The organism is Roseibium denhamense, from assembly GCF_009711415.1.
Classification (GTDB): domain Bacteria; phylum Pseudomonadota; class Alphaproteobacteria; order Rhizobiales; family Stappiaceae; genus Roseibium; species Roseibium denhamense.
On sequence record NZ_SMLZ01000090.1, the window covers coordinates 13,591 to 26,805 of the forward strand.

Here is a 13,215-nt window from a genome sequence, read left to right on the forward strand (position 1 = left end):
ATCACTTGAGACGAATGATCGCGCCATGACTGTTCACGACTTTCTGCAGCTAGAAAACCCTTCGGATTACAGCCTGGATGTCCAGGCTGCGACAACCTACGCTGAACGCTATTTGGCGGCCGAACAGGGCAGCCAGGAACAGATTTCGATGGCAGCTGCACTCACCGTTCTTCTGGATGATCCGGCGCGTCCGGTTCGAAAGGCCGTCGCCAAGGTACTGGCGAAAAGCCCTTATGCGCCCGGGCATGTCATCCGGTGCCTTGCTACGGATGTTGACGAGATTTCGGTCCTGGTTCTCAAGGACAGTCCGGTTTTTTCAGACTCAGAATTGGTCGACCTGCTGGCGCAGGGCAGTGAGGCATCGCAATGCGCAATTGCCCAACGGGCCCACTTGTCCGCATCTGTGAGCGCTGCTCTTTGCGAGGTAGGCGCGGAAGCGGCCTGCCGGGAGTTGCTGCAGAACAAAACGGCAGACGTTCTTCAAACGTCGCTTCTGCGGCTGGCGGAGCGATTCGAAGAAAGCCCTGCACTTTGCGATCTTCTGTTGAAGTCCAAGGATTTGCCGCTTGCAACCCGCTATGAGTTGCTGATGCGTCTTGCCGACAGTCTGGAGACGCATCCGGTTGTTTTGGAGCGCATTCCCGAACACCAGCGGACGACGTTTTTGAGCGATGCCGGAGACAAGGTCATCTTGCGTCTGGCATATGAGGCAAGCGATTCGGATCTTCCGGACTTCGTCGAACACTTGCGGGCTAATGCGAAGCTGAATACCCGTTTGCTGCTGCGTGCGGTTTGCTGCGGCCGGCTCAGATTTTTCGCAGCCTCTCTTGCCAACCTTGGAAGCATTCCCCTGCCACGCGCGCGCAAGCTGCTTTTGACAGTGCGCCGGGCCGCGCTTCAGGCCATGCTCCGCAAGGCGGGGCTGCCCTACCGGTCTCATGAGGCATTTCTTCTGGCAATCGATATCGCCAGGGAAGCCAATGCGGATTTCACGTACGATCTTGCTCTGGATGAAGCCCGGGTCCTGACAGAAACCCTGCTGTCGGTCATGCAAGACGGTGCTCTTGGGGCAGATGACGATGTCACGGCCTTTTTGCGCCGGTTTGCAATCGATGTGGCGCGGCTGGAAGCCCGCCAGATGCTCAAGGCTACCCGGCCGGGCGCAACCGCAGCCGCCTAGAGACCTCAATCAGCTCTTGAAGGTGCAAGGCGTTTTCGCGTTCAAAAGCTGTAAGCTTGGCGTTGTCTGGTTCGGAAAATCGGGCGTTTTGTTAGAAGCCCAAAGACACTCGCATTCCCTATAATCATTCAGTTATGGGCGTTCATGCGGGTCCGTTATAGCGCCTGCTGATCTAGTCTTGAACCGGCGGCGGGGGAAACTGAGCAAGATACGCGTTGGTGACAGCTGTCAACGTTTCCAAGAGCTCGACGCCCGTCTTGTTTGCTTCGTCCTTGGCGCCTTCTGCAACCATGGCCCGGATCGCTTCCACATATCGTTCGGTCAGTTCGAGCGGCAGCTTGTCGGGGCTTGGGACTGTTTCGATCAGATGGCAGAAGCTGGCGGCAACATCGCCAACCAGAGGGAAGCCAAGGGTCAGGGCCTGACCTTTGATATTGTGAGCTGATTGGTACAATTTGTCCCGAGCCGCCTCGTTCATCCCGTTTTGGCGGATCTCATCCCATGCAGCCAGCAGGCTTTCAGTTTCGGTTTCCATCCAATTGCTGAAATGGCCCGAAATGCGCTGAAGGGCTGCTTCTGCGGCCTTGACCGGGTCGAACTTTTTCGCCTCGCGCGGGGTCAATTCGCGCACCTTGCCGCGCAGATCGGTCGGCGGGGTCACGATTTCATAGTCCTGATCCTTGGCGGGGTCGGCCATCAGCCTTGATCCTTCAAAGGGCATTTTCGACGGTTGTCACACCGCCAGTATCGGTAATCATGTTTAACAGGGTCTTTCTCTGACTGCTAAAACTTGAAACAGCAGTCAGTAGCGGAACATCTCGGTGAGAATCCTCTCATCCCAGCCGTGATCGGAATCGAACATGATCACGCCTTCGATGTCTTCAGCCTCATGAACGCTGACCTTGGCGACATGACGGATTTCAGTGTGATCCGCTGAGGCACTGACAGGGCGTTTATCTGGATTGAGAATCTCGATATCGACCCTTGCCTGATGCGGAAGAAGGGCGCCGCGCCAGCGTCTCGGGCGGAACGCGCTAATCGGTGTGAGGGCCAGAAGCTGGGCCGTAATCGGCAGGATTGGACCATGGGCCGACAGGTTGTAGGCGGTGCTGCCGGCAGGTGTTGCCACGAGAATTCCGTCGCAAACGAGTTCTTCCAACCTCAACCGTCCGTCGACAGCGACTTGAAGTCTTGCCGCCTGAGAGGTTTGGCGCAGCAACGACACTTCATTGATCGCGAGCGCGGTGTGCTTTTCACCGGCACGATCCGTTGCGGTCATGACCAGAGGGCGGATCGTGGTAATATCTGCTTTCATGAGCCGGTCACGCAGGCCGTCTTCCCGGAATTCGTTCATCAAGAAGCCCACGGAGCCCCGGTTCATGCCGTAAATCGGTTTGCCGCGGCCCATATGCGTGTGCAGGGTTTGCAGCATCAGGCCATCCCCGCCAAGCGCGACAATAACGTCCGCCTTGTCCGCCGGGACGCTCCCGTAGGCGGCGGCGAGGATTTGCATGGCCTCTTGGGCTTCTTCCGTATCGCTCGCAATGAACGCAAGTTTTTCAACTGATTCAGGGCGCAGATTCGCAGGACGGAACGGGAGCAGGGACTGATTCATGCCGATGCCGTTTGAAATCCTTGATGGCCGCAACTGGGCGTTTCTTTTTGAAAATCCGGGTGCCGGACGCTCATGGCAGCACCATAGCGGGCTTGACCGCCCGGCGGCAGGTGTTTTTTTTCAATGGTATGGTTTTTCAAGCTGCCACGAGGGTCATTTGGAGGCGGGCATCATCGGGCCGGCCGCGTTCGCCGACTGCGGGCAGACCGGATTGGCCAACAGGTCCTGCCACTCAAAGAACGGCACGATCGCCGAGCGCTGGCCGTCGATCTTGGCGGACATGACCCCGGCAACGCGCAGACCGTCCGGTGTCTCGACAAGAAGGGGGCCGCCCGACGCACCGCTCTCCGTGTTGCAATCGGTGACCCAGCTGTCTTCCACCGTCCCCATCACCCGGCAGCTTGGAACCACTGTTGGCAAGAACCGGCGGCTTTTCCGATAGCCGGCTGACTGGAACCGGGTCTGCTTGTTGAGAATGGAGGCTTCTTCCAGGGTCAGCACAGGAACCGGAGGCAGCGTGCTGGGGGTTTTCAGAACGATAATGCCGACATCCTTGTGAACATCCCGCAGTTTCGGCTGATCTTTGGGCTGGTACCCGCTGGCCGTCATGAAACATGCCGTTTCAAGGCGTGCGGAATAGTCTTCCCTGCGTACACCGGCCATAAAGAGGACATCAGCGGTCTGAAAAGGGCGCAACGTGGATTTGTTGTAAAAGCAATGTGCAGCGGTCAGCACGATGTTCGGGGCAATCAAGGTGCCCGTGCACATGGAGGTGGACCGGTATCCTTTGACATTTACACGGCCGATAGACGGCCAAGGCGCTTCCGCACTGTCAATCACCTGAAGGCCAGTGTCCTCGGCAGCTGCACCAGGCGCCCAGCTTGCCACGGCCGCAATGCTCAAGCTGCAGAGCGCGGCCCGAACCGGTTTCGCAAGGTTTTTGATCGAAATCACTGGCATTGACCCGGCTGTTGGGTTCCTGATCCATCGGAACTATGCCAGCTGAGCTTTAACGCACCCTAAAACCGATCATCGAAAGTACGGGATCAGCGGACAGCCTTACTGTGTGACGTTTGGCTCGCCGTCATAGAAATCCCAGACCATGGCGCGAGCGAGCGTTTCATCACTGTGCCGCATGCGAAAAGACAACAGGGCTTCGAGATTATCGAGGCGGCCCAGTCGATCGCTCTCCAGTGCATTCTCCGGAAGGCCGGAGGACCTATCATCTGCGAGCAGTAAGTTGGGCAGACCGCCGAAGTGAACATAAGAACCGTTCTTGGTCAGACGGCACATGAGCGATTGGGCAGATGCTTGCGAGCTTTCTGGAAAACATTCCGGATGGCTGTCCAAAAGCACCCTGTAATCGAATTCAAAGATTGCCGCATCCCGCCAATCGGGCAGTGCTCCGCCTCTCATGAACGGAAGAAGACTAGCACCGTCCGGGCTATGGTTTGCCTCCAGTCCCAGTACATCCAACAGGGTTGGAAAAATATCGGTTGCGGACGTGTAGGACGAAATCCGGTTGCCGCCCGCCATATCAGGCGCCTGGATCATGAGCGGTATGTGGTAACTCTGTGAATAGAACCCGCCTTTGCCGAGCATGCCATGGTCGCCCATCATTTCCCCGTGGTCCGACGTGAAGATGATCAGAGTGTTTTCCAGACCGGAAACAGCTTCGAATATGCGGCCCAGCTGGGCATCCACTTCACTGATCATCCCGTAATAAAGTGCCCGGATCCGGCGGAAGTCCTTCTGCTGCAGGTCACGGGCCAACCCGTCTGTTCCCGGGATGTGCTTGGAGAGTTTTTGGGTTTTATGAAGAGCGGCGATCAGGGGATGAAGAGTGGCTTCCTGGTCAGCTGAGCCACCGGCAAAGCCGGGCCCATCTTCAGGGGCATACATCGAGTTATACGGTTCTGGAACGGCAAGCGGCGGATGGGGTCTCAAAAAGGAAATATGGGCCATCCAGGGGGCGCTGCTCTCTTGCTGATCGAGCCAAGCCAGAAACCTGTTTGTCAGAAAGGCCGTCTGAGTTTCATGCTGTGAATAGCGCGCTGGCGCCAGAGAGATTAGCTGGCCGTCCTCCGGCTCTACGTGGTGGATCGTGGCAGCAGTAGAAGGATCGTGGCCACGCTCGATCAGCCAGGCAAGCCAGGGCTTGTCGTCTTCCGGCAGGGACTGTTCGACGGCAAAGCCCGGCAAGATGCCTTCATAGGTTGTCAAGGCCGGATCATCTGGATGATGACGGCGCGGGTCCGGTGACGTATCGGTGTAGCCAAACAGCGTTGGCAGATATCCTGCGCGCCGGCCTGCACGGGCAATGTTGTCGAACCGGTCATCCAGCGGGGATCCGTTTGCGATCACCCGGTGGTTCATTTGATAGAGGCCGGTATAGAGCGATGCGCGCGCAGGCGAACAGGGGGCTGTTGCCGCATAATGGTTGTCGAACAGGGTTGCTGTCTTGGCAAAGGCATCAAGGTTCGGCGTCTTGACCACCGGGTGACCGGCCGTGCCAAGGCAATCGCCGCGCCATTGATCGGCCGTGATCAGCAAAATGTTCGGGCGCGGCATCAGGCAGCTTCCAACTGTTCCATCAGTTCCGGCAGGTCTGCGACCGTATCGATGACATAGTCCGCACCGGCGGTCTTGAGGGCTGCGGTTGCCTTTTGGCGCAATATGTCAATTTCTGCCTCGTTAAGTGTCGACAGCTCTTCCGGGGTTTTGCCGGCATGGTTGCCGGACAGCGCAAGCCCGACGGTCAGGCACCCGGCGGCAACGCCCTCAGCAATGCCCGGCGCGGTGTCATCCACCTTGATGACCGCGCTGGGCGGGTAGGCCACAAGATCGACGAAACACTTGTACATGCCAAGCGGCCCCGGGCGGCCTTCCGGAAGATCGTCGGCACAAACCAGATTGTCCGGTGCGTAGCCCTGGGCGGCCGCCTTCGGCAGGACCCGTTCCATGATCGAACGGGTGTAGCCGGTCGTGGAGCCGATTTTCAGGTTCTTACCGCGCAGGTAAGCGATTGTGTCGATCGCGCCAGGAACGAGGTCGGCAAAGTCGGCCACGACTTCCTCGTTCATCGGCACGAACACCTTATAGACCCGGTCGACGTCGGCATCGGTCGGGGCGTTGCCGGTTTTTTCAATCCATTGTTGCCTTATCTCCGGATCATCCATCATGTCGCGGATGTGATCCCATTTCGGCTTCCCCATCGGCCCGCGAGCCTGCTCAATCGACGCACGGATCCCAAAGGTTTCGAATGCCTTCACGAACACGCCCATTGGGGCGAAGGAGCCGAAATCGATCATGGTGCCGGCCCAGTCAAAGACGACCGCTTTAAACTTGCTCATAATATTAAGTCTTTCTTGGTTGATCAGGCGGCGAGTTTTGCGCGTTCGGCCAGGGCCTCTGCAGGGGGCGCGGCGCTTTGGACCCCCATTTCGGCAAGCACTTCTGAGGCGGCCGCGACCACGCCCGTCATGACGAACTCGTCCATCTGGCCGATACAGCCAACGCGGAAGCTGTCCACGACAGTCAGCTTGCCCGGATAGAGAATAAAGCCCCGGGATTTCATACGGTCATAAAACGCTGGAAAGCTGAAGGCCGGGTCGGCCGGGCAGAAAAAGGTCACGATAATGGGCGATAGCCACTCAGCTTCCAGCAGGGTTTCAAAGCCGAGCGACCGCATCCCGGAGACCAGAACGTCCCTGTTCCGGGCATAGCGGGCGCCGCGCCCGGCAACACCGCCCTCACGCTTGTGCGCCCGCAGCGCTTCCAGAAAGGCCGCCACGACATGCGTTGGCGGCGTAAAGCGCCACTGGCCGGTCTTTTCCATATGTGCCCATTGCGCATGGACATCGAGGCTGAGGGAATGGCCGTTGCCCTTGGCAGCGGCAAGGTCGCTTTTTCTTGCCAGGACGAACCCGAAGCCGGGAACCCCTTCGATGCACTTGTTGGCAGAGGAAACCATCGCAGCGAAATTCAGGTGAGACGGCTCCAACGGAACCGCACCGAAGGCGGACATGGAATCAATCAGCAGTGTCCTGCCTACTGCAGCAACAGCGTCAGAAATTTCCTGCAAGGGATTGAGAATGCCTGAGCTGGTCTCGCAATGGACGATCAGAACATGGCTGATTTCCGGGTCGGCCTGAAGGCGTTCGGTCACCTCATGGCCGCGCGGGGGCAGATAATCGCCCTTATCAAGCAGCTCAAACGGGCGGCCAAGATAGTCCATCGTTTGCGCAGCGCGTTTGCCATAGGCACCATTCGAGAGGATCAGCGTCTTCCTGTCCTTCGGCGTGAAACTGGCCAGCATGGCCTCAACGGCATATGTGCCGCTTCCCTGGATCGGAACACAGTCAAAGGCGTCACACCCTGGCCCCAGCAGCTCGATCAGACCGGCCCGCAGTTCCGCGGTCATGGCCTTGAAATCATCATCCCAGCTGCCCCAGTCCCGCAGCATAGCCTCCTTGACCTTAATTGAAGTCGTCAGTGGCCCCGGTGTCAGCAAAAAAGGCTCACCGAGTTTGGGTGCCGGCAATTTGTCTGTGTGTGTCATTGGTTCAAGCAAGCTCAACATGGATGTGGCCGCGCAGCGGAATGCCACCAGCGGCTCTCAAAGTTCAGAAACGCCACTTACTTGAAATTTTGATGAATTGCCCCTCACTATAACTAAAAGCTATCAAGTGGGCGCTGGCACATCATTGGCCGGGACCCCAAGCGGTTCGAGCAAGGAAGCCCTGAAGGCTTCTACCGTGGCGACCTTTGCCATTTCCTTTTGCCAAACCACGTAGTGCCGCGCGATCAGGGCAGGGTCGCTGATGGGAATTGGAATGCAGCCGTCGCGCTCGCTGAGTTCTGCTTCCATGGCAATACCAAGCCCGAGACCGGAGCGGATGAGCGTTGCGATGGATCCCCAGGAGCCGAGTGCGAGGATGGTTTTGGGTTTGATGCCGGCAACCGTTGCTGCTCCCTCAAAGAGCCTGCGTGTCCCGGACGTGCTTTCGCGTTGCAGGAGCGGAAGCTTCGCGACATCCGTCCAGGTCACTTGGTCCCGGGTTGCCAAGGGATGGTCCGAAGGTGCGGCCAGGACGATCCTGGACTGCATGAGAAGTTCCCCGTCAAGGCCCGCCGGGATCTCCTTGCCTGTGACAAAACCGATGTCGATGTCACCGTTTTCGAACAGGTCTAGAATATCTTGTGTTGCAAGAGCGCGGGCTTCGATCACGATATCCGGGTACCGGCTCATGAAATGGGAAATACGCGGGATCGCCAGCTGGTAGGTGGAATAGCCAATCCTGAGATCGCCCGCGGTGAGGGTAGTCTGCCGCGCAAGTTCACTTTCAATGTCGCGTGTCAGGGCGAGGGCGGCGCGGATCTTCGGGAGCAGTGCCTTGAGCGCCGGTGCCGGAGTGACCGAATATCCGGATTTTACAAGCAGCTTTGTCTTGTACCGGCCTTCCAGGCCCTGAATATGGTTGGAGATAGACGGCTGCGAGACCCCAACGTCTTTTGCCGCCGCAGAAAAACTGCCTGTCCGCACGACGGCTTCGAGGGCACGGAGCTGGCCCAAACTCAGGGCGGATCTTGAACGGGATCTGGGAATGGTCATGGGGAGGCCCTTGTGCCGGAAAGGATGGTTCCGAGAAAGGCAAAAGCGCAGCCCGTGTCAATGCAGATGCATGGAATTGCTGAAACCGGCATCGCATCGTACCGGGTCAGAATTTATTTCGGAACGCCAATTAGGGGGCTGTGGCGTGATGAAGCGGCTCCTCTTAGAAATCCGGGCTTCTATGGCGTCACCGAAGTAACTCTTCTTCGAAGGGAAAGCGGGACAGTAGTTCAATGCCAGTTTCCGTTACCAGAACCTGTTGCTCAAGTTTGACACCTTCGCAGCCCCCAGCGGCGCCGATATAGCTTTCAACACAGATCGTCATCCCGGCGACGATCTCTCCGTCATAGCCAGCATCGGGAAAATCCCCCTTGTGATACAGATAAGGGTATTCGCCCGTCATGCCGCAACCATGGGCCGAGAGGTAATAGCGGTTGTCGTAGAATTTTTCCGGGATATCCCACGCACGCTCCGCATAGTCCCGAAAACTCATGCCCGCATGGAGAATGTCCATGTTGCTTTGGACCTGCTCGTACGCAACCTTGTAGAGCTCGCGTTGCGCCTCCGTCGGTTTGCCCGGTCCAGAATGGAAGGTGCGCGAGAAATCGGAATAGTAACCGTGACAACCGACCACATCCGTATCGAGTGCAATCAACTCGTTTTCACCAATGACATTGCTGGAAGTTTCCTGAAACCACGGGTTCGTCCGGGCGCCTGCGTTAAGAAGCCGTGTTTCACAATAATCCGCATTCTGCGCGATCACCGATTGATGCAAGACGGACCACAGTTCATTTTCTGTCATTCCGGGGCGGATTGCATCCCGCAACCTGGCCACGCCGGTCTCGGTCGCCCGCAATGAGGCGTTCACGCATTTCATTTCTTCGCTGGACTTGACGGAACGCGCCATTTCTACCGGCTGTTGGGCATCAACGATGCGCAGACCGCAGTCCTTAAGTGCAATCGCGGTTCCGGCATTCAGCCGCTCCAGCCCGACGGTTGCTCCTTTCCCGGCAAGCTCCTTGATCAGGTCCGCCATTTCAATGGCCCAGGCCTTTTCCCGGGCCTGAATGCCGGGACCGGCCGCGACAAAGCTGGCGGTCTTGGCAGGGCGCACGTCGTCAATCGTCTCCAATCCCTGCCCAAGATGGAGGCATCCGGTAAATTCGAAAAGGATGGATCGCGCGGCGGTCAGCACCAGGTAGCGCGACGGCGCATTGCGTTGACAAAACACCTGCATGTTTCGCGCGCCCGTGGCGTAGCGGATGTTGATGGGGTCGGACAGGATGACGGCGTCGACACCGAAGAGAGCCATTTGTTCACGCACGCGGCCAAGGCGGTAAAGCCTGACGGCTTTCAGATCGATCCCTTCGCCTTCCGGTGTGCGATCCAGCAGTGCAATTCCATCCAGATCGCTTCGCTCTGCATGCCAGTCAAAGTTCGCCATGTCGTTTCGCCCTTTAGGTTTGAGCCAAAACTAAGTCGACAGCGGCACGCGGTGAATATTGAAAATTCTCAGACTTGGCTATAACCAATGGGAATGGATAGTCGACGAAAATCGCTTCCGCCGCTCGACACGCTTGTGTTTTTTGAAACGGCACTGCGCGCCGGCAGCTTCAGCGCTGCAGCGTCTGAGCTTTATGTGTCGCAAGCCGCGGTCAGCAAGCGTGTGAAGCAACTCGAAAACTGGCTGGGTGCGGATTTGTTTGAGCGCGGCGCGCGGAGCCTCAAACCAACGCAGGCCGGGGCGCAACTGGCCGATCCCGTGGCCATGGCGCTGGATTACCTTCAAGGCGCGCTCAATCAGGTCAGGTCGCCGGCGGCGTCTTCCGTTCGTATCGCAGCCAATTCTGCCGTGTCCGTCTTTTGGCTGTTCGAACGCCTACGGTCTTTTGCGCTCAGCTCTTCATCCTGCCCTGTAGAAACCGTCGTCAAGGATGATCCTCGTGACTTGCTGTCCGCCAGCAATGACCTTGCCATTATCTACGCCGACAAGGTTCCTCAAGGTTGGGAAGGACCTTTGCTGATGGATGAGGAGCTGGCCCCTGTTGCGTCACCCGCCGAAGCCGAGCGCTTTGCCAAAGCACCCCAAAACGCGAGGCTGCTGGACTATCACAGACATGCACCGGACTGGATCAACTGGGACGTATGGCAACAGCGGGAACAGCAGAGCGGCTTTCATGGTCTGACCAAAACACTGTGCCAGAACTACAGCCATTCCATCGGTCTGGCCTTAGAGGGCAAGGGCATCGCCTTGGCAAGCTGTTCGCTCTTGCAAGCGGACCTGGCATCCGGGCGGCTTGTGAGGCTGGTCGATAAGCCACTGAAGACCGGCAAGGGTTATTTTCTGGTTTGGCAGGCAGCGAAAGCTGTTCGGCCCGAAGTTGATAACCTCGCCAAACACCTCGGCCTCAGCTGATCTTTATGCATGTGCAGCTGATAGGTTTTTGGACTGCTGAGCAGCCTTCTGATGACTGGGTAGGTAATGCCTGCTTCGAGCCCATACGAGACTTCCAGGCTGGTACGCTGAACTCGAAACTCGAGTGGATTCGGGATAGTCGCTATGGTCAAGACTTGGAAGGCTGTTCTGGCCCGGAAAGTTTGCCGAAAAACTCGTCTCTGATACGTTCCATATCGCCAGACGCCAACATGTCTTGAAACTCCGATTTCACTATCGGAAACAAGTTGCCATGCTTTCTATGCAGGTAGTGATAAAATGGAACTGTGCGCAAAGGCGCTCCGACACTCTGAACACAACCCTGTTCATTTTGTTCGGAGTAAAGCTGCAAAGCAAGCCGTGGGGCGATGACTGCGTCTAAACGGCCAAGTTTGAGCATCCCGAACAATTCGAGATGAGTTTCCCCGAGCCATACATTTTCGTAGTCATCGGTGAATGTCGCAAGCAGTCTTGCGCCATTAAGTCTACCCCACTGCAATTCTGACGGGTTTTTGCTGTCCAGGATGTGAGGATCACACGAATATACCATTACATCTATAGTCATGATTGGAACGTCGATCCGATGGAGTTCGGGAAATGCCTTTTCGAATACGCGCGGCCCGGCAATCTCTCCATCCGCCTTCCCCACCGAAGCCATGGCCATAGACCGGGCCCTTGGCATTTGTTGAATGACAATGGGTATACCGAGCCTGTCATATGCTGCTGTGACGATTTCGACGGCAAGCTGAAGTGGTGCCGCATTTTGGCCCATCAAGAGCACAAGCGGCTCTTTAGCAACAACTCGAGGGGGGAACAGCCCCAGCACCAATATGCCAATCAGTAGAGTTTTCAAAAGCGTCCGCATTCGCACCTCTGCCTTGGTCAGCTCTTCTATTGGCACCTTTCCCACGAAGAGATAGTCGACGTCCCGATACATGATAGTGTACTTCGCAGAACATCGTTCGGATTAAACTTTTTTTTGGACTCAAAATGATTACTTTGGAATAAACTTAAGTGTGCGACCGCCACACACAGCGATCCGCATCTGCACACTGCAAACCCGCTTTGGGTCGTCGTTGCCAATCGTATAAGAGTTTAGAGTGTCCCGCAACGCGGTCATTCACTCATATCGCAGCGAAGGACCGAAACCCGCCCGTTTCAACCAAGGCCGATGTTTTACGAATGTCTCAAAGGTCCGCATTGCGGCCTTTCGTGCATAGCGCGGCGAAGGTCCGTTCCCCAACCAACTAGCCACAAACCCGGCAAATGTTATCAATCCCGCATCCATCAGGTTGCCGGGCGACGCTGCCAGACCGGACCTGCGGCGGAGGTCAGGCTATTTGGTATACAGTTTGGGGTGTCGCAGCGAAGACCCGCTGGTTGTGCGGGGTGACGCCGAAGCGGTTCTGATAGGTGCGGATGAAGTGCGAAGGAGACTCGTAGCCGCACGCCAGGGCGATTTCGGAGATCGACTGCTCCGTCTGCAGCAACAGGTTCCGCGCTCTGCTCAGCTTCTGGTTTATGGCAAACTGTTTTGGCGACATCTTAAGGTGCTTCTGAAACAGGCGCTCCAGTTGCCGCGTGGAAATCCCGATCGTTCGGGCGATCTCTGACGTTGGCAGGTGGTAGGGCGCGCTCTCATTGAGCAGCCGGATGGCTTCGGCGATATGCGGATTGCGGATGCCGTGGCGGGCCTGAAGGGAAATCTGCTGGGCCGCATCAGCGGGGCGAACGCCGGAATAGACCATCATGTCGGCAATCGCTGCGGCAAGGTCCTCACCGTGTGTCTCGCCAATCAGATGCAGCATCAGATCGGTCGCTGCCGTGCCACCCGACGCCGTCACGAACGTCTCGTCGGAGACAAAGACGTTGCGGCACAGTTCAACCTCCGGAAAATTCTCCTGAAAGCTGTCGTGGAAAGACCAGTGGATGGCCGCCCGGCGGTTGTTCAGAAATCCGGCGCTTGCCAGCACATGCGCCCCGGAACAGATGGCACCGATCCGGGTGCCGCGCGCCCGTTCGCGCCTCAGAAAGGCGAGCACGCCCGAGGTTGCCCGGTCGCCGACATTCTGCCCGGAAATTAGAAACAGGCTGCTGCGCGGCGGCAGATCCGTCAGGCCCTGATCGACAAGGGTGATCGTCTTATTGGAACAGACGACCCGTTCTCCATCAACTGATGCAAGCCGCCAGCGGTAAATCTCCTCACCCTGAAGCAGGTTGGCGATGCGTAGCGGTTCGACAGCGCAGGCAAAAGCGATATGCGAAAAATCATCGAGCAGCAGGAAGGTGACGTCGCGCGTTCTGGACATGTCGCTTTTCTCCGGAGCCTGTCGCCTTGGCCCGTTTCGAGCATCGGGCATCATTGTATGATT

General features: G+C 57.4%; 12 protein-coding genes. 2 read left to right on the top strand and 10 right to left on the bottom strand.

Features of this window, described 5'->3' with window-relative positions:
* Positions 1–25 precede the first annotated feature (25 nt).
* Complete coding sequence (locus E1180_RS03730; RefSeq protein WP_155189744.1) at positions 26–1,180, top strand: DUF2336 domain-containing protein; 1,155 nt, start codon at positions 26–28, stop codon at positions 1,178–1,180.
* 172 nt (positions 1,181–1,352) lie between these two features.
* Here E1180_RS03730 and E1180_RS03735 read toward each other — a convergent pair whose 3' ends face one another.
* From E1180_RS03735 to E1180_RS03770, 8 genes are all read right to left on the bottom strand, one after another.
* The gene (locus E1180_RS03735) at positions 1,353–1,877 is read right to left on the bottom strand and encodes an Hpt domain-containing protein (protein WP_155189745.1); all 525 of its coding nucleotides are present in this window, start codon (positions 1,875–1,877) and stop codon (positions 1,353–1,355) included.
* 105 nt (positions 1,878–1,982) lie between these two features.
* Positions 1,983–2,795, bottom strand: coding sequence for an NAD kinase (locus E1180_RS03740; RefSeq protein ID WP_155189746.1), 813 nt, complete (start codon positions 2,793–2,795; stop codon positions 1,983–1,985).
* A 153-nt stretch (positions 2,796–2,948) separates the two neighbouring features.
* Positions 2,949–3,755, bottom strand: coding sequence for a trypsin-like serine peptidase (locus E1180_RS03745; RefSeq protein ID WP_155189747.1), 807 nt, complete (start codon positions 3,753–3,755; stop codon positions 2,949–2,951).
* Between the two features lie 99 nt (positions 3,756–3,854).
* Positions 3,855–5,366 carry a sulfatase-like hydrolase/transferase gene (locus E1180_RS03750; protein WP_155189748.1) on the bottom strand — a complete coding sequence of 504 codons (1,512 nt, stop codon included), beginning with the start codon at positions 5,364–5,366 and terminating at the stop codon, positions 3,855–3,857.
* A complete protein-coding gene (gene phnX / locus E1180_RS03755) occupies positions 5,366–6,148 on the bottom strand; it encodes a phosphonoacetaldehyde hydrolase (protein ID WP_155189749.1) in 783 nt (260 codons plus the stop codon). Before phnX ends, E1180_RS03750 begins: the two co-directional genes overlap by 1 nt.
* Positions 6,149–6,171: 23 nt before the next feature.
* Positions 6,172–7,356 carry a 2-aminoethylphosphonate--pyruvate transaminase gene (locus tag E1180_RS03760; protein WP_208996918.1) on the bottom strand — a complete coding sequence of 395 codons (1,185 nt, stop codon included), beginning with the start codon at positions 7,354–7,356 and terminating at the stop codon, positions 6,172–6,174.
* Between the two features lie 123 nt (positions 7,357–7,479).
* Complete coding sequence (locus E1180_RS03765) at positions 7,480–8,409, bottom strand: LysR family transcriptional regulator (RefSeq protein WP_155189751.1); 930 nt, start codon at positions 8,407–8,409, stop codon at positions 7,480–7,482.
* 187 nt (positions 8,410–8,596) lie between these two features.
* A complete protein-coding gene (locus tag E1180_RS03770; RefSeq protein ID WP_155189752.1) occupies positions 8,597–9,853 on the bottom strand; it encodes a M24 family metallopeptidase in 1,257 nt (418 codons plus the stop codon).
* A gap of 93 nt (positions 9,854–9,946) precedes the next feature.
* Between E1180_RS03770 and E1180_RS03775 the strand changes: the two genes are divergently transcribed.
* Positions 9,947–10,825, top strand: coding sequence for a LysR family transcriptional regulator (locus E1180_RS03775; RefSeq protein ID WP_196220518.1), 879 nt, complete (start codon positions 9,947–9,949; stop codon positions 10,823–10,825).
* Positions 10,826–10,973: 148 nt separating this feature from the next.
* Here E1180_RS03775 and E1180_RS03780 read toward each other — a convergent pair whose 3' ends face one another.
* Together E1180_RS03780 and E1180_RS03785 are read right to left on the bottom strand one after the other, a co-directional pair.
* Positions 10,974–11,780: a substrate-binding periplasmic protein gene (locus tag E1180_RS03780; protein WP_155189754.1), complete on the bottom strand. Its 807-nt coding sequence runs from the start codon at positions 11,778–11,780 to the stop codon at positions 10,974–10,976.
* A 394-nt stretch (positions 11,781–12,174) separates the two neighbouring features.
* Complete coding sequence (locus tag E1180_RS03785) at positions 12,175–13,152, bottom strand: GlxA family transcriptional regulator (RefSeq protein ID WP_155189755.1); 978 nt, start codon at positions 13,150–13,152, stop codon at positions 12,175–12,177.
* Between the last annotated feature and the right edge of the window lie 63 nt (positions 13,153–13,215).